The sequence below is a fragment of the Micromonospora sp. NPDC047793 genome, from assembly GCF_040642635.1.
GTDB lineage: Bacteria > Actinomycetota > Actinomycetes > Mycobacteriales > Micromonosporaceae > Micromonospora.
The window spans coordinates 122,361-137,032 of sequence record NZ_JBEYSG010000010.1 but is presented as its reverse complement, the minus strand read 5'-3'; the positions used below and the strand labels follow the sequence as shown (position 1 = coordinate 137,032).

The window sequence follows — 14,672 nt, the reverse complement described above, 5'->3', positions numbered from 1 at the left end:
GTGCCACAAGTCCATGATCGGCGGGGCGGGGCGGGGCGGGGCAGGGCAGGGCAGGGCAGGGCAGGGCAGGGCGGGGTGGGTGGGAGGGGGGAGGGGTTAGCGGCGGCCGCGCTTGACCTCGTGGAAGGCGGACATGCGGAGCAGGGGGAGCAGGTTGTCCCAGAGGGTCAGGGTGTCGTCGAGGTCGGGTACCTCGGTGAGGATCGGGCCGTGCAGACCCCGGTCGGCGCCGGGGATCATCAACACCGGCGAGCCGATGTCCGGCCCGGCCGAGCCGAACGCCAGCGCGTGTGAGGAGTGCACCTCCGCGTCCCAGCGGTCGTCGTCGAGCGCGGAGGCTGCCTCGTCGAGACCGGCCGCCGTCACGGCCTCCGCGACCAGCTTGTCGCTGGGCGGGTTGCCGGCGTCGTGGGTACGGGTGCCCAACTCGGTGTAGAACCGGCCGGCGTCCTCGTGGCGGCCCTCCGCGCGGAGCGCCTCCACCAGCCGCAGCGCCCGGCTCGACGCCGCCATCGCCTCGGCGTACTCCGGTGGGGCCTGACCCCCGCTGAGAATGCTCAGGCTGAACGCCCGCCACTCGATGCGCAGGTCACGGGCTTCGGCGGCGGCGACCAGCCAGCGCGACGTGCGCCAGGTCCACGGGCAGAGGGGATCGAAGAAGAAGGTGGCATCCACCGCCCGAGAGTAACGCCCACCCTTCGGGCCGGCCTCCGGTGTGACCCGGACCACGCAAAGTGACGTTTAAGTCGTGTCACGCGGTGGGTTTCGCGGCTTCCCGGCTCGGGCAGTGTTCCAGCCACGAGGCGCCAGGGCGGCGAACCGGCAGGTCAGAAGCCCTGGCCGTGTCGTCGTGCGCCGGGGCACGAGACCTCTCCCCGGCTGTTGGCCGAGACCGAGGGAGGGGTCATGGATCAGCCGTACAGCAGGCCCGGCGTCGTGGTGCCGGGCGGCGGCCCGGAGCGCGGCGGAGTGCCGGTATGAGCAGACGCCGACCTCGGGCACGTGTCGCGGCGGCGACCGCCGCGCTGACGTTGCTGGCACCGATGGCCGCGTGCGCCTCCGGCGACGACGGTGGGGTGCCCACGATCAACCTCTACTACCCGCCGGAGCAGAACTTCCAGCAGGTGGTCGACCAATGCAACACGCAGGCCGCTGGCCGGTACCGGATCGACTACCGGGTGCTGCCGCGCGAGGCCGACGAGCAGCGGGTGCAGATGGTGCGCCGGCTCGCGGCCAACGACGACGGCATGGACGTGCTCGGTCTCGACGTCACCTGGACGCAGGAGTTCGCCGGCGCGAAGTGGGTCCTGGAATGGACCGGGCAGGACCGGGCCGAGGTGGAGGACGGCACCCTGGAGGGGCCGCTGGAGACCGCGCGGCACGAGGACAAGCTCTACGGCGCGCCGAAGAACACCAACGTCCAGCTGCTCTGGTACCGCAAGGACCTGGTGCCCGAGCCGCCGACCACCTGGAACGAGATGATCCAGATGGCGCAGCGACTCAAGGAGCAGGGCCAGCCGCACCAGGTGCTGACCATGGGTGCCCAGTACGAGGGCCTGGTGGTGCTCTACAACACCCTGGTCGCCAGTGCCGGCGGCAACATCCTCAACGCCGAGGGCACCGAGGCCGCGATGGACGAGGGTGCGGTGCGGGCGCTGGAGCAGCTCCGCGACTTCGCCACCTCCGGGGTGACCTCGTCGTCGTTCAGCAACGCCATGGAGGACCCGGTACGGCTGGACTTCCAGGCCGGTAACGGCGCCTTCCAGATCAACTGGCCGTTCGTCTATCCGGCGATGCAGGAGGCCAACCCGCAGTTGGCCGAGCAGGTCGCCTGGGCGCGGGTGCCCGGCATCGACGAGGGCACGCCGGGCCGGGTCACCATCGGCGGGATCAACCTCGCGGTCAGTTCGCACTCGAAGCACCCGGCGGAGTCCTTCGAGGCGGCCAAGTGCCTGCGTAACGCGGAGAGCCAGAAGTTCTCGGCGATCAACGACGGCGTGCCGCCGACCATCGAGAGCGTGTACGACGACCCGGAGATGGACGAGGCGTACCCGATGAAGGAAACCATCCTCGAACAGTTGCAGGACCCGGCGGTCCGGCCGCTGACTCCGGCGTACCAGAGCATCTCGACGGTGATGTCGGCGATCCTGTCGCCGCCGTCGGCGATCGACCCGCCCGCGACCGCGGACGAGCTGCGCGACGCCATCGCGGACGCGCTGGAGTCGAGGGGGGTTCTGCCGTGACCGAGCGAACCACGACGAGCGGCACCGACACGGTCGACGAGACGACCGACGCGGCCCGATCGGTGCCCGCGCAGCGGTCCCGTCGTTCCGGTAAGGCCCCGCTGAGCGAGAACAAGCGGGCCGAACGGAAACTGGGCTGGCTGCTGTGCGCGCCGGCCGCGCTGGTCATGGTCGCGGTGACCGGCTATCCGATCCTCTATTCGGTGTGGCTGTCGTTGCAGCGCTTCGACCTGCGCTTCCCCGACGAGCGGGAGTTCGTCGGCCTGGACAACTACGTCACCGTGCTGACCAACGACTTCTGGTGGACCGCGTTCGGCGTGACGATGCTGATCACGGTGGTCACCGTCGCGGTGGAGCTGGTGCTCGGCATGGGGCTCGCGCTGGTCATGCACCGGACGCTGGTCGGCCGGGGCATCGTGCGGACGGCGGCCCTGATCCCGTACGGGATCGTCACGGTCGTCGCCGCCTTCTCCTGGCGGTACGCGTGGACCCCCGGCACCGGTTACCTGGCCAACCTCTTCTCCGACGGCGCACCGTTGACCGAACGGGCCAGTTCGCTGGCGATCATCATGCTGGCGGAGATCTGGAAGACCACGCCGTTCATGGCGCTGCTGCTGATGGCAGGGTTGGCGCTGGTGCCGGAGGACCTGCTCAAGGCGGCCTCCACGGACGGGGCCACCGCGTGGCAGCGGTTCACCAAGGTGATGCTGCCGGTGATGAAGCCGGCGATCCTGGTCGCTCTGCTGTTCCGCACCCTCGACGCGTTCCGGGTCTTCGACAACATCTATGTGCTGACCAACGGGGCCAACGAGACCTCGTCGGTGTCGATGATCGCCTACAACAACCTGATCCGGGGCCTGAACCTCGGCATCGGCTCGACCATGTCGGTGCTGATCTTCATCGCCGTGGCGATCATCGCGTTCATCTTCGTGAAGCTGTTCGGTACCGCTGCCCCCGGCAGTGACGACGGGGAGAGGCGCTGAGATGGCTGACACCACCAAGGCCAAGCTCCAGTGGGGCGTGATGAACACGATCGTGGTCGTGTTCGCCCTGGTCCCGGTGCTGTGGATCATGTCGTTGTCGTTCAAGACGCCGGCCACGCTCACCGACGGCAACTTCATCCCGCGCGAGTGGACGCTGGAGAACTACCGCAACATCTTCGCCACCGACCAGTTCGTCCGCGCGCTGATCAACTCCATCGGCATCGCGCTGATCGCCACCACGATCGCGGTCGTGCTCGGCACCATGGCCGCGTACGCGATCGCCCGGCTGGACTTCCCCGGCAAGCGCCTGCTCGTCGGCGTCGCCCTGCTGATCGCGATGTTCCCGCAGGTGTCGCTGGTCTCGCCGCTGTTCGAGATCGAACGGCAGTTGGGGCTCTTCGACACCTGGCCGGGGTTGATCCTGCCGTACATCACCTTCGCACTGCCGCTGGCGATCTACACGCTGTCCGCGTTCTTCAAGCAGGTCCCCTGGGATCTGGAGAAGGCCGCGAAGATGGACGGCGCCACCCAGGGCCAGGCGTTCCGGCGCGTCATCGCCCCACTCGCCGCACCCGGGGTCTTCACCACGGCGATCCTGGTCTTCATCTTCTGCTGGAACGACTTCCTGTTCGCCATCTCGCTGACCTCCACCGAACGCTCGCGCACGGTGCCGGTGGCGTTGTCGTTCTTCACCGGCGAGTCGCAGTTCGAGGACCCCACCGGGGCGATCTGCGCGGCCGCCGTGGTGATCACCGTACCGATCATCCTGTTCGTCCTCTTCTTCCAACGCCGCATCGTCTCCGGCCTGACCTCCGGCGCCGTCAAGGGATAGGTGATTACTCGTGGCTGACATCGTGCTCGACAAGGTGAGCAAGAAATTCCCGGACGGCACCACAGCGGTACGGGACGTCGACCTGGAGATCGCCGACGGCGAGTTCGTGATCCTGGTCGGTCCCTCCGGCTGCGGCAAGTCCACCACCCTCAACATGATCGCCGGGCTGGAGGACATCAGCTCCGGTGACCTGCGCATCGGCGGCGAACGGGTCAACGACAAGGCCCCCCGGGACCGGGACATCGCGATGGTCTTCCAGTCCTACGCGCTGTACCCGAACATGACCGTGCGGGAGAACATGGCGTTCCCGTTGCGGCTGGCCAAGCTGGACAAGGAGACGATCAACCGCAAGGTCGACGAGGCGGCCAAGGTCCTCGAACTGACGTCGCTGCTGGACCGGCGTCCGGCCAACCTCTCCGGCGGGCAGCGGCAGCGGGTCGCGATGGGCCGGGCGATCGTCCGTCAGCCCAAGGCGTTCCTGATGGACGAACCCCTGTCCAACCTGGACGCCAAGCTGCGGGTGCAGATGCGGACCGTGGTGTCCCGCCTGCAGAAGAAGCTCGGCACCACCACCGTCTACGTCACCCACGACCAGACCGAGGCGATGACCCTCGGCGACCGCGTGGTGATCATGCGAGGTGGGGCGGTCCAGCAGGTCGGCCCGCCGCAGGAGTTGTACGAGAACCCGAACAACCTCTTCGTGGCCGGGTTCATCGGCTCCCCGTCGATGAACTTCCTGCCCGCCACCATCGAAGAGGGCACCCTGCGTACCGCCCTGGGTGACGTGCCGATCGGCGACCGGATCCGCCGCGAACTGGAGGCCGCCGACGCCTCCCGGGACCTGATCCTCGGCATCAGGCCGGAACACTTCGAGGACGCCGAACTGATCGACGACGAGACCCGACGCCGGGGCATGGAGTTCGAGGCACCGGTGGACATCGTCGAGTCGATGGGTTCGGACAAGTACGTCTATCTGACCGTCGAGGGGGAGCGGGCCACCGCCGCCGAGCTGGAGGAGCTGGCCGCCGACACCGGTGCCGCCGACTTCGCCGGTGGCGGATCGAACCTGGTCACCCGCCTGTCGGCCGAGTCGACGGTGACCGAGGGGGAGAACCGGCGGGTCTGGTTCAACCTGGAGAAGATCCACCTGTTCGACCCGTCCGACGGCCGCAACCTCACCCTTCACGAGGGCCGCGCGGCCGGCGCCCTGGACGCCTGACCGCGTACGCCTGACACACCTCGTGCCCCCGACGGACCCGTCGGGGGCACGATTCTGTCTGCCCACGGCGCCCGCAGCAACGATGCTGACCACCAGGCACGCGGCAGCCGCCGATGCCCCCGCATCCGGTGACCTCCACGGGTGGACGGCCCTGAAGCGTGCCGGCACTAGGTATGCCTAGGCGGCCCGCGCACTCCGCTAAACCCCGGTGAGCAGTGAAGATAGGTACGTGTTGCCCGATGTGGCCGCACCGGTGTCAACCGACGATTGATCCATCAGCGGTTGACAAGGAGACAAGCCATGTTGATGGACCCGGGCACGATGCTGGCTCTGGCGAACGATCGTCGCCGCGAGTTGATCGCCGAGGCCGACAGCGAGCGCCTACTCACCACCGCCCGCCGGGCCCACCGGGCCCGTGACACCCCGGCCGTCCGTGGCCAGCCCGCCGGTAACCTCACGTCGTGCGAACCATCCGCGGCGGTGCCAGCCCAGTGATGATCGGGCGGGACAGCGAGCTGCGCCGGTTGGCGCAGCTCGCTTCGGCGCGGGAGCCGGCGGTTGCGCTCATCGCGGGCGAGCCGGGCATCGGAAAGACCCGGCTGGTGCACGAGCTGCTGACCACCGTGTCGCCGGAGACCGTGGTGCTGGTCGGCCAGGCGGAACCCGGCTCGCTGTCCCGACCGTACGAGGTGCTCCTGGGCGCCATCGACGGCCGTCCAGGCAGCGACGAGGAGCAGCTCGCGGCACTCGCGGACCCGCGGCGCAGCCCGGTCGAGCGCCTGCACACCGGCCTCGCGATCCTGGCCGACCTGATCGGCGACTCCCCTGCGGTCATCGTCTTCGAGGACCTGCACTGGGCCGACTCGGAGAGCGCGGCGCTGTTCGAGCGGATCGCCGACCAGCGCGGGCCACGGCTGCTCATCGGAACGTACCGGCCGGACGAGGTGACCCGTCGCAAACCGGTGGCGGGCCTGCTGGCCCGGATGGAACGCCGGCACACCGTCACCCACGTCCGCCTGGACCGTCTCACCCCCGCACAGACCGCGGCGTTGCTGGCGGCGGCCACCGGCGCTCCGGCGCCGCTGCGCGCCGTGGCGGCACTGCACCACCGCACCGGCGGCAACCCGTTCTTCCTGGAGGAGTTGCTGCGTGCGCTGCCCGGGAACGACGTGGAGGCGTTGGTCGCGCAACCGCTGCCGTGGAGTCTCGCCGAGGTGTTACGCCGACAGGTCGACGACCTCGACCCGGTCAGCCACCGCATCGTCGAGGCGGCCACCGTGCTCGGCCACCGCATCCCGTTCGACCTGCTCGCCGACGTGACCGGTGTGGGCGAGGACCAGCTCATCGCCGTGTTACGCGACCTGGTCACCCGGGGCGTCCTGGTCGAGTCCGGCGACGACGAGTTCGCGTTCCGGCACGCACTGGTGCGCGAGGCGATCGTCGACCAGATGCTCGGCCGGCAGCGCCGCCGGCTACACGAGAGGGCACTCGACGTACTCCTGAGCGGTGGTGCCTCCGACCCGGCCATGGTGGCGCACCACGCCCGTGGCGCCGGCCGGTACGACGACATGATCGCGGCGGCCCGTCGCGGCGCTGAGTTCTTCCTCTCCATCGGCTCCGCCTACCAGGCCCTGCAACTGGCGGAGATGGGCCTCGACGAGCTGCCCGAGGCCACCGACCTGCTCGCCTCGGCCGCCCGAGCGGCGTGGTTGGCCGGGCTGCTGGACGACGCCCTGCGGTACGGCCGGCGCTGGCGTGACCTCGCCGACACCACGACCGACCTTGCCGAGTCGCTGTACCTGCTGGTCCGCATCGCGTGGGAGTCCCGCGAGACCGACGAGATGCGCGCGCTGACACACGACATCGGGACCCTGATCGCGCAGCTTCCCCCCGGCGCTGACCAGGCGCGGGCGATGACCGCGATCGCCCAGTCGGCGTACCTGCGCGGCGACTGCGACGCCGTGCTGCTCTGGTCCGACCGCGCGCTGGCGCTGGCGGAGCAGTTCGACCTGCCAGCCGTACGCCTGGCCGCGCTGGTCGAGAAGGGTGCGACGCTTGTCGAGCGCCCGCAGACCGCCGCCGACGGCCGCAAGATCCTGTCCGCTCTCGTCGACGAGGCCGAAAAGGCGGGCGAGTGGGTGTTGGCGGCCCGCGCCCTCGACGCCCTGGTGCACGGCGAGCCACCCACCTCGCCGACCGAGCAGGCCGAAACACTGGAACGGATGCGGGTCGACGCCGAGCGAGCCGGCTTCGAGTCACTCGCGGTGGCCACCTACTTCCAGGGCCGAGCCCGGCTCGCGGTGCGGGCCGGCGACCTGCGCGCCGCCACCGGGGCGCTGGAGGAGGGGCGCGAGCAGGACCGCAGCTACCGGCGCCGGGGCCGCTGGGCCGACTATCACGGGGTCTTCCTCGCCGGGCTCTATCTGGAGGCCGGCGAGCTGGACCACACCGAGCAGCTCGTCACGGACCTGGCGGCGCTGCCCGACAACTGGCCGGCGACGGTTCCCAGCCTCACGTTCCACCTCGCCTGTCGTCGCGGCGACCTCCCACGCGCCGAAGCGCGCCTGGAGGAACTCACCACGGCCCTGTCCGAGCAGCCGTGGCGCAGCAACGAGACGGCCCACGATCTGATCTCTGCCGCGCTGCACATCGGCTTGCCGACGCACCGGCTCGACCAGATGGCCGCCGCGCTACTCGATGCCAACGTCTGGGACGCCTACCGGACGCTCGTCGACGCTCAGCTCGCGGAGGCACGCGGCCAGCACGTCGAGGCGCTGGCCGGCTACCTGTCCATCGCCGACGCCCACATCCTGGTGCCGGCGACCCGTGGCACCGTACGTGTCGGCGCCGCCCGGTGTCTGCTCGCCAACGACCAGCGCGAGGAGGCTGCCGCGCAGGTGGAGGCCGCCGCACCCCTGCTGGCCGAGTGGCGTGGTTGGCGGGTGGCCCAGCTCGTCCACGTCCGCGCCCAACTGGGCATGGCGCCGGTCGACGCGATACCCGCGGTCACAGGTCCGACCGCCCTGACCCCCCGCGAGCGGGAGGTGGCAGTACTGATCAGCGACGGGCTGACCAATACCGAGCTGGCCCGGCGCCTCTACATCTCACCGAAGACCGCCGCCGTGCACGTCTCGAACATCCTGCGGAAGCTGGGCGTCTCGTCCCGGACCGAGGTGGGTGACCTCCTCGGGCGGCATTGACCGCCACCGTCGACCAGGAAACCGTGCGGCAACGGCTGGCAGCAAGGCTGCGGGATGCACCAAGCTGCGGCTACTCGGCAGCCAACTGTCGCGTCAAGCGCTCCAGGCCGTCTTTGATCAGTCGCCCGTAGTCGTCGTCACCGAGCGCGCCGATACCCGCCTGCGCCTGCTGGAGACATTCGCGGGCACGGCCGAGATCACCGAGCTTGCGGTGACACTCGCCCAGGTTGAGGTGCAGCGAGGGATACAGGGCGGCAACCGACATGGGTACGCCGGCCTGCGCGGCCCGGTCGTCGGTGAGCCGATCGGCCGCCGCCAGCGCCCGGGTGTCCCAGATCAACTCCTGGTGCGGGTCGTCCTGCACGTCGGCCATGGAATGCGCCAAAACGCACACGTGCAGGGGGTCGCCGTGTTCGCCGCCGATCTCGTCCCAGATCTGCGCGAACAGGTCGCGGGCGGCGTCACGTCGTCCCTGACCGTGGTGCAACTGGACACCCTCGTTTATGCGCACCAGCATCTCATCGATGATCATCGGCTGTGCCCCCTGAGGAACGGACGACATGGTCCCGCGTGTAGGCATTCTTCGGGACTCAGTGCGGCATTCCAAGTTGTGATGAGATCAACTTGTCCGTCCTGATGCTGCGTCTCCCGATGGTCAAGACGAACGTGTCGAGGAAGAAGGCCAGCGCTGCCCTTCTGGAACTGCGTGCGCACCATGGCGAAGTCGGCACGACGATCTTTCATCTCAAGAGATACAAACGTCACCATCCCGGCACTGTGGTTGTCGGCCCAGCCGCAGAGCGTGGCCGTATAGGTCATGGCCTCGTCGCTTCTGCCACAGCGGGCCGTGCCGCCCCAAGGTCTGGGATCCGCTGGTCGGACATCCTGCAAGTCGCGAGCCTTTGCGAACATCCAGTCCAATGTCTCGGGTGGGTCGATCACCGTGCCTGCTACTGCACTGATCTGGATCGTATCGGTGAGGCTGGTCTCGCTGTTGTAAACCTCACTCAGGGTGTCGGTTGGCTTCTCGACGAACGCCCTGAGCATGTTCGTGTTTTCCCGTGCTTGCCAAGAGGAAAAGGCATCCGGTGATCTCGGGATGCCGGCGATCTGCTCGGGTTCCTCGAAGTAGGTGGACGCAGCCTGAGCCTGCGTCGGCTCACCCGCCGGCTCGACCGACGATTCGGCTTGGGACGTACACCCTGCGAAGAGGAGCGCACCGAGAGACATCGCGGTACCACGCAGGACGAGTGAACTGCCAGCGCTTGGGCCAAGGTGTCGCATCTGCTGATCAGCCTTCCCTCATGTTCGAGGCAAGACGGTACGACTTTCTCGTAGTCGTCGCTGCCCCGCTGCAGTCGGACCCCTTCGCGGGTGTGGACCTGGTGCCCGTCGGGCGACGCCAGCCGGACCTGGTAGCCGCCGCCGCACTGCGCCGCGAGCGCGAACACCTGCGACGGCCGGCGACGTCGAGCAGGACAGCGCCGTCCGCCGCCGCGATGATCACCTCCCGAGAGCCGTCAGCGCGTAAGGGCGAAGCTCTTTTGTGTCGAGTATTCGAAGCGGGCATCGACCACGGCAACGACGGTCCTCCCGCGGATCCGGCTAATTGTCCGGAACCACAGCCTCGTTTCGAACGACCGCCGACCGCAGCCCGAGAGGGCAACCTTCATCCGGCGAGACCTCGCAGGGCGTCGATCAGCGCGGCTTCCCGGGCGCTGCTCAGCCCGGCGCGGCGGTCCCGGTGCAGCCCTTCGGCACGTTCCCAGGCGAGGGTGTCGGCCAGCAGGTCGGTACGCGGGCGGTGGCGGAGACCGGCGGCCTCGGCCGCCGCGCCGCTGCGGGCCGCCCAACCGCGTGCGGCCGGGTCGGCGATCCACAGCGGCAGCGACTCCGGACCCATGTACTCGGCCACTCCCTGCGCCACCAGCCAGGCGGGGTCGGCGTGCACGAGCGGACCGGTGTGGCCGGCCACGGCCCGGGACCGGGCGACCCATTCGGCGAAGGGTACGGCCGGGCCGACCGCGTTGAACGTGCCGACCGTGCCGGCCCGTGCGCTGTCGAGCAGCCAGGCGGCCAGGTCGCGGACGTCGACGACCTGGGTCGACAGGTCGGGATCACGCGGTACGAGCAGCGGTGTGTCGGGGTCGCGGGCGGCGCGGGCGACCCAGTAGCCGGTCCGGCCGCTGTGGTCGCCCGGACCGCCGATCAACCCGGCGCGGGCCACCAGGGCGCGGTTGCCCACCTCGCTCGTGGTGATCTGTTCGCAGGCCGCCTTCGCCTCGCCGTACTCCTCGCGGTCGACCGTGTCGCGGTTCGTGGCGGGCAGCGTGGGCGCCGACTCGTCGGCGCCGGGGGTGTCGTGGTCGGCGTAGGCGCTGACCGAGGAGACGTAACTCCAGTGCCGGGCTCGGCCCCCCAGGGCCCGCAGCGCCTCCCGCACGAAGCGCGGCTGCCACGACACCTCGACGACGGCGTCCCAGTCACGGTCGCGCAGCCCGTCGTACGCGCCGGGATCGCCCCGGTCGGCGGCCACCAGGACCGCGCCGGGCGGTACCGTCCCGCTCTCGCCCCGGGCCAGGCAGGTGACGGCGTACCCCCGGTCGACCGCCTGCCGGGCGACCTCGTGCCCGAGCCACGCCGTGCCGCCCAACACCAGCATCTCCATGTCCACGAGCCAAGCAGCGGTGTACGCGGCATGCCAAGATTCTTCGCCGACGGCAGAAGCCTGCGGGCGTACGCCACCGGTCCTAGGCTGGTGGTCATGTTCCGCGACGAGGATCTCGCCCTGCTCGCCCGGCCGCTGCACGCCTTCCTCACCGTGGCGCCCCGGGGCGACCGCTGGCCCGCGCCGCGCCCGGTGTGGTTCGAGGTCACCGATGACGGGGATCTGCAGATGTTCTCGCTGCCGGACGCGCCGAAGCTGGACCGGATCCGGGAGCGGCCCCGAGCCTCCGTGGTCGTGGCCGCACCGACCGGCGAGCCCGAGCACTGGGTGTCGGTGGAGGGCCCGGTCACGTTGCACGACGACGGTGGCGTGGAGTTGGCGACCCGGCTCGCCGAGCGGTATTACGACATGAGCGATCCGGCGCGTCAGAGCCTGGTCGACGAGTGGCGCAGCGGGGGAGTGGTCCGCATCGTGCTGCGTCCCGAGCGGGTGAACCGCTTCTCCATGTGACGGTTCGCGCCGCCGAATTCGGTGGCTCGTGCTCGGGTGGGTCGGCGACGATCGGTGGATGTCCGTACCCCTGCGTCAGATCCGCGCCCGATACTCGGCCGACACCATCACCGTCTACCAGGCGTATTCTCCGCAGATCGCGGAGCCGGCGGTGGCGGCGGGTCGCTTCGTGGCCCCGTTCAAGCGGGAACGGATGACGTGGATCAAGCCGTCGTTCCTGTGGATGATGTACCGCTGCGGCTGGGCCACCAAGGAGGGCCAGGAGCGGGTGCTCGCCGTGGACCTGCGCCGCGAGGGTTTCGAGTGGGCGTTGGAGCGGGCCTGCCTCAGTCACTACGACCCGGAGGTGCACGCCGACCGTACGGCCTGGTCGCGGCAGCTCAAGACCAGCCCGGTACGGGTGCAGTGGGATCCGGAACGGTCCCTGCGCCTGGCGGCGCTGCCGTACCGGTCGTTGCAGGTGGGGCTCTCCGGTCCGGCCGTCGCCGGGTACGTCGACGACTGGGTGGTGGCCATCCGCGACGTCACCGCCGACGTGCGGCAGATCCGGGACCTGGTGCGTGCCGGCGACGACCGGGCTGCCGTCGCCCGGCTGCCGGTCGAGCAGGTGTACCCGTTGCCCGCGCCGATCGCCGCCGTCATCTGTGCCACCCGCTAGCGCAGTGACACCTCGACATGGGCGGGCCGGATCCTCCAGGGAGCCGGCCCGCCACCTGTCTTCAGATCCGCTTCGAGCGCCGTTCCAGATCGGCCTGGACGGGATCGGGACTGGCCGCAGTGGCTGTCAGCGGCCGGTGGAACCGTCGATCCTCTCGCGGATGATGTCTGCGTGCCCCGCGTGGCGTCCGATCTCCTCGATCATGTGGACCAGCACCCATCGCTGCGACGGCGGCAGGGCGTCGCGGCCGGGCGGCCGGGGTGCCGGCTGGGTCAGATCGGTCCAGGTGTCGATGACCTGGTTCGCCTGCGCGATCGTCGCCCGGTAGCCGGCGAGCAGGCCGTCGACGGTGTCGTCCCGAGTGGGCTGGAACGTGCGGCGCATGTTGGTGATCGGTTCTTCGAGGAAGTAGAACCTCTCGACGGCGGTCACGTGTTTGATCAGCCCGAGGAGGCTGGTGCCGGAGGGTACGCCGGCGGTGCGGACCTCGGGCTCCGGTACGTCGGCGACCTTGTCCATGATCGCGTTGCGGAGGTAGTCGATGAAGCCGACCAGGGTGGCCTTCTCGCCGGGGGCGGTCCACGCGGGCCCGGTGTCCTTGCGTCTCCTGGGTCGGGCGGTCGGCGACATCAGCTTCTCCGATCATGTCGGTGGATGAGCAGAACGTTGTCGGTGACGGTGGCGGTCCGGCCTCCCGGTCCGGTGGCCCGGCGGTGCGGCGTGTCGGCGCGTACGACGGACCATCGGTCCGGGTCGAGGGCGAGCTCGGCTGCGGTCTCGCCGGGTGAGGGGTAGTGCGTGTCGGGATCCTTGTTCCACGACCAGGGTGCGGTCGAGCCGTGGTCGACGATCAGGAGATGACCGCCGGTACGCAACGCGTGCGCCGCGGTACGCAGTACCCGCGCGCGATCCAGCGTGAAGGGAGTGTGCAGGTACTGCGCGGAGATCAGGTCGAACTGCCCGTCGGGGAAGCTCCGGGCCAGATCGTGCTGTTCGCCGGTCACCCGGCCGTCGATGCCGAGTTGCCGGGAGCGTGCCCGCACCCGTTCCACGGCGGCGGTGGAGATATCCACAGCGGTGACCTGCCAGCCGTGCCGGGCAAGCCAGATGGTGTCGCCGCCGACGCCGCATCCCAGGTCGAGGGCATCGCCGGGAGGCAATGTCTCGGCTGTTTCTGTCAACACCGGGTTGGGGTGCCCGGTGCCGCCGCCGCGCCGGGCGCGGTAGTGCTGTTCCCAGAACGCTTCGGCCTTGGGCGCGTCGGTCATCGGTCCGCCCCGTTCGCGAGGAGGTTCACCAGCTCGGTGGTGACGAGCGTGGGCATGATCTCGCGCCACGAGTACCCCGACTGGGGCCCGCCGTGCAGGAGGACGAGCGGCTCGCCCGTGCCGCCGGTGACATCGTGCATCTTCACACCGTCGACGTCGGCTGTCTCGTGCGTGAACTGACGGTCGAACTCGGCGTCGTCCCGGGTGGCCGCGTCGTGACCTGCCGCGACTGTGCGCGACCACCGCGCTGCTGATCTCGAAGTTGCTGCTGATGTGAGCATTGGTTGCCTACCTCCGCTGCCAGCATGACCAGCGGCGTTGCCTATTTGCGAGAAACGTTGCGGATCCGCAAGATGGGTTCATGAACGCCACGTCGCACGATGTCCTTGCGGGCGTCGGCCCGCGCCTGCACGCACTACGCCAGGCCCGGAACATCTCGCTGGCCGCCTTGGCGGCGGAGACCGGCCTGACCGCAAGCACGCTCTCGCGTCTGGAGAACGGGAAACTGCGCCCGACTCTGGAGCAACTGCTGCCGCTGGCGCGAGCGCACGGCGTCGCGCTCGACGAACTGGTCGCGGCCCCGCCCACCGGCGATCCCCGCATCCACCTGCGGCCGGTACGGCGATCCGGCTTCACCGTCGTGCCGCTGACCAGACGTGCCGGAGGCATCCAGGCCTACAAGGTGATCTATCCACCGGCCGGGAAGTCGGCCACGACGACACTGCAGACCCACGAGGGGTACGAATGGTTCTACGTACTCAACGGAAGTGTCCGGCTCGTCCTCGGTGACCAGGAATACCGGCTGGGCCCCGGCGAAGCCGCAGAGTTCGACACCCGGATCCCGCACCAGATCGGCAGCGCCGACTCTCAGGCTGCGGAGCTGCTCACGCTCTTCGGCGCCCAGGGCGAACGCGCCCACCTGTCGCCCTCCCTGACACCGCCCACCTGAACGAACCGGTCTGGACACGGCGGGCGGGCCCGCCGGGCGTCGGCGCGGCGAGCGACCTCTGCGAGGCTGCGCGAGGAGACCGGGTGCGCGATCGAGCAGTTGGCCTTCGCCGGTTACGGCTGGGGCGGACCTCAGGCTGCCC

The 14,672-nt window shown here is 69.8% G+C and carries 16 protein-coding genes; 9 read left to right on the top strand and 7 right to left on the bottom strand.

Features of this window, described 5'->3' with window-relative positions:
• Positions 1 to 96: 96 nt before the first annotated feature.
• Positions 97 to 675: a DsbA family protein gene (locus ABZ738_RS20980; RefSeq protein WP_131054664.1), complete on the bottom strand. Its 579-nt coding sequence runs from the start codon at positions 673 to 675 to the stop codon at positions 97 to 99.
• Positions 676 to 977: 302 nt separating this feature from the next.
• Between ABZ738_RS20980 and ABZ738_RS20975 the strand changes: the two genes are divergently transcribed.
• From ABZ738_RS20975 to ABZ738_RS20950, 6 genes are all read left to right on the top strand, one after another.
• A complete protein-coding gene (locus ABZ738_RS20975) occupies positions 978 to 2,243 on the top strand; it encodes an ABC transporter substrate-binding protein (protein ID WP_131054663.1) in 1,266 nt (421 codons plus the stop codon).
• A 62-nt stretch (positions 2,244 to 2,305) separates the two neighbouring features.
• Positions 2,306 to 3,226 (top strand): sugar ABC transporter permease, encoded by a 921-nt coding sequence (locus ABZ738_RS20970; protein ID WP_176095912.1) that lies wholly within the window; start codon positions 2,306 to 2,308, stop codon positions 3,224 to 3,226.
• A 1-nt stretch (position 3,227) separates the two neighbouring features.
• The gene (locus ABZ738_RS20965; protein WP_357215536.1) at positions 3,228 to 4,058 is read left to right on the top strand and encodes a carbohydrate ABC transporter permease; all 831 of its coding nucleotides are present in this window, start codon (positions 3,228 to 3,230) and stop codon (positions 4,056 to 4,058) included.
• Between the two features lie 10 nt (positions 4,059 to 4,068).
• Positions 4,069 to 5,277 (top strand): sn-glycerol-3-phosphate ABC transporter ATP-binding protein UgpC, encoded by a 1,209-nt coding sequence (ugpC, locus tag ABZ738_RS20960; protein ID WP_357215533.1) that lies wholly within the window; start codon positions 4,069 to 4,071, stop codon positions 5,275 to 5,277.
• A gap of 300 nt (positions 5,278 to 5,577) precedes the next feature.
• On the top strand, positions 5,578 to 5,772 hold the full coding sequence (locus ABZ738_RS20955; RefSeq protein WP_131054659.1) for a hypothetical protein: 195 nt from the start codon (positions 5,578 to 5,580) through the stop codon (positions 5,770 to 5,772).
• Positions 5,739 to 8,477 (top strand): AAA family ATPase, encoded by a 2,739-nt coding sequence (locus tag ABZ738_RS20950; protein WP_357215529.1) that lies wholly within the window; start codon positions 5,739 to 5,741, stop codon positions 8,475 to 8,477. Before ABZ738_RS20955 ends, ABZ738_RS20950 begins: the two co-directional genes overlap by 34 nt.
• A 70-nt stretch (positions 8,478 to 8,547) precedes the next feature.
• On the opposite strand, the gene ABZ738_RS20945 is transcribed toward ABZ738_RS20950, so the two are convergent.
• The 3 genes from ABZ738_RS20945 to ABZ738_RS20935 form a co-directional block, all read right to left on the bottom strand.
• Entirely contained in the window at positions 8,548 to 8,994 is a 447-nt protein-coding gene (locus ABZ738_RS20945) for a tetratricopeptide repeat protein (protein ID WP_254876923.1), read from the bottom strand.
• Between the two features lie 11 nt (positions 8,995 to 9,005).
• Positions 9,006 to 9,707: a hypothetical protein gene (locus tag ABZ738_RS20940; protein WP_176094547.1), complete on the bottom strand. Its 702-nt coding sequence runs from the start codon at positions 9,705 to 9,707 to the stop codon at positions 9,006 to 9,008.
• A 439-nt stretch (positions 9,708 to 10,146) separates the two neighbouring features.
• Positions 10,147 to 11,145 carry an NAD-dependent epimerase/dehydratase family protein gene (locus ABZ738_RS20935; protein WP_357215525.1) on the bottom strand — a complete coding sequence of 333 codons (999 nt, stop codon included), beginning with the start codon at positions 11,143 to 11,145 and terminating at the stop codon, positions 10,147 to 10,149.
• A 30-nt stretch (positions 11,146 to 11,175) separates the two neighbouring features.
• On the opposite strand from ABZ738_RS20935, the gene ABZ738_RS20930 reads away from it, so the two are divergent.
• Complete coding sequence (locus tag ABZ738_RS20930) at positions 11,176 to 11,655, top strand: pyridoxamine 5'-phosphate oxidase family protein (RefSeq protein ID WP_254876922.1); 480 nt, start codon at positions 11,176 to 11,178, stop codon at positions 11,653 to 11,655.
• Positions 11,656 to 11,713: 58 nt separating this feature from the next.
• Complete coding sequence (locus ABZ738_RS20925) at positions 11,714 to 12,313, top strand: DUF4291 domain-containing protein (RefSeq protein WP_131051114.1); 600 nt, start codon at positions 11,714 to 11,716, stop codon at positions 12,311 to 12,313.
• A 126-nt stretch (positions 12,314 to 12,439) separates the two neighbouring features.
• On the opposite strand, the gene ABZ738_RS20920 is transcribed toward ABZ738_RS20925, so the two are convergent.
• From ABZ738_RS20920 to ABZ738_RS20910, 3 genes are read right to left on the bottom strand one after another with little or no spacing between them, the layout of a single operon-like run.
• Positions 12,440 to 12,943, bottom strand: a complete 504-nt coding sequence (locus ABZ738_RS20920) for a DinB family protein (RefSeq protein ID WP_357215521.1) — start codon at positions 12,941 to 12,943, stop codon at positions 12,440 to 12,442.
• The gene (locus ABZ738_RS20915; protein ID WP_357215518.1) at positions 12,943 to 13,581 is read right to left on the bottom strand and encodes a class I SAM-dependent methyltransferase; all 639 of its coding nucleotides are present in this window, start codon (positions 13,579 to 13,581) and stop codon (positions 12,943 to 12,945) included. Before ABZ738_RS20915 ends, ABZ738_RS20920 begins: the two co-directional genes overlap by 1 nt.
• Positions 13,578 to 13,721, bottom strand: a complete 144-nt coding sequence (locus ABZ738_RS20910) for a hypothetical protein (RefSeq protein ID WP_357215515.1) — start codon at positions 13,719 to 13,721, stop codon at positions 13,578 to 13,580. The genes ABZ738_RS20915 and ABZ738_RS20910 overlap by 4 nt, the downstream gene beginning before the upstream one ends.
• 221 nt (positions 13,722 to 13,942) lie before the next feature.
• Here ABZ738_RS20910 and ABZ738_RS20905 point away from each other — a divergent pair, with 221 nt between their 5' ends.
• Positions 13,943 to 14,530, top strand: coding sequence for an XRE family transcriptional regulator (locus ABZ738_RS20905; RefSeq protein WP_357215512.1), 588 nt, complete (start codon positions 13,943 to 13,945; stop codon positions 14,528 to 14,530).
• The last annotated feature ends 142 nt before the right edge of the window (positions 14,531 to 14,672 follow it).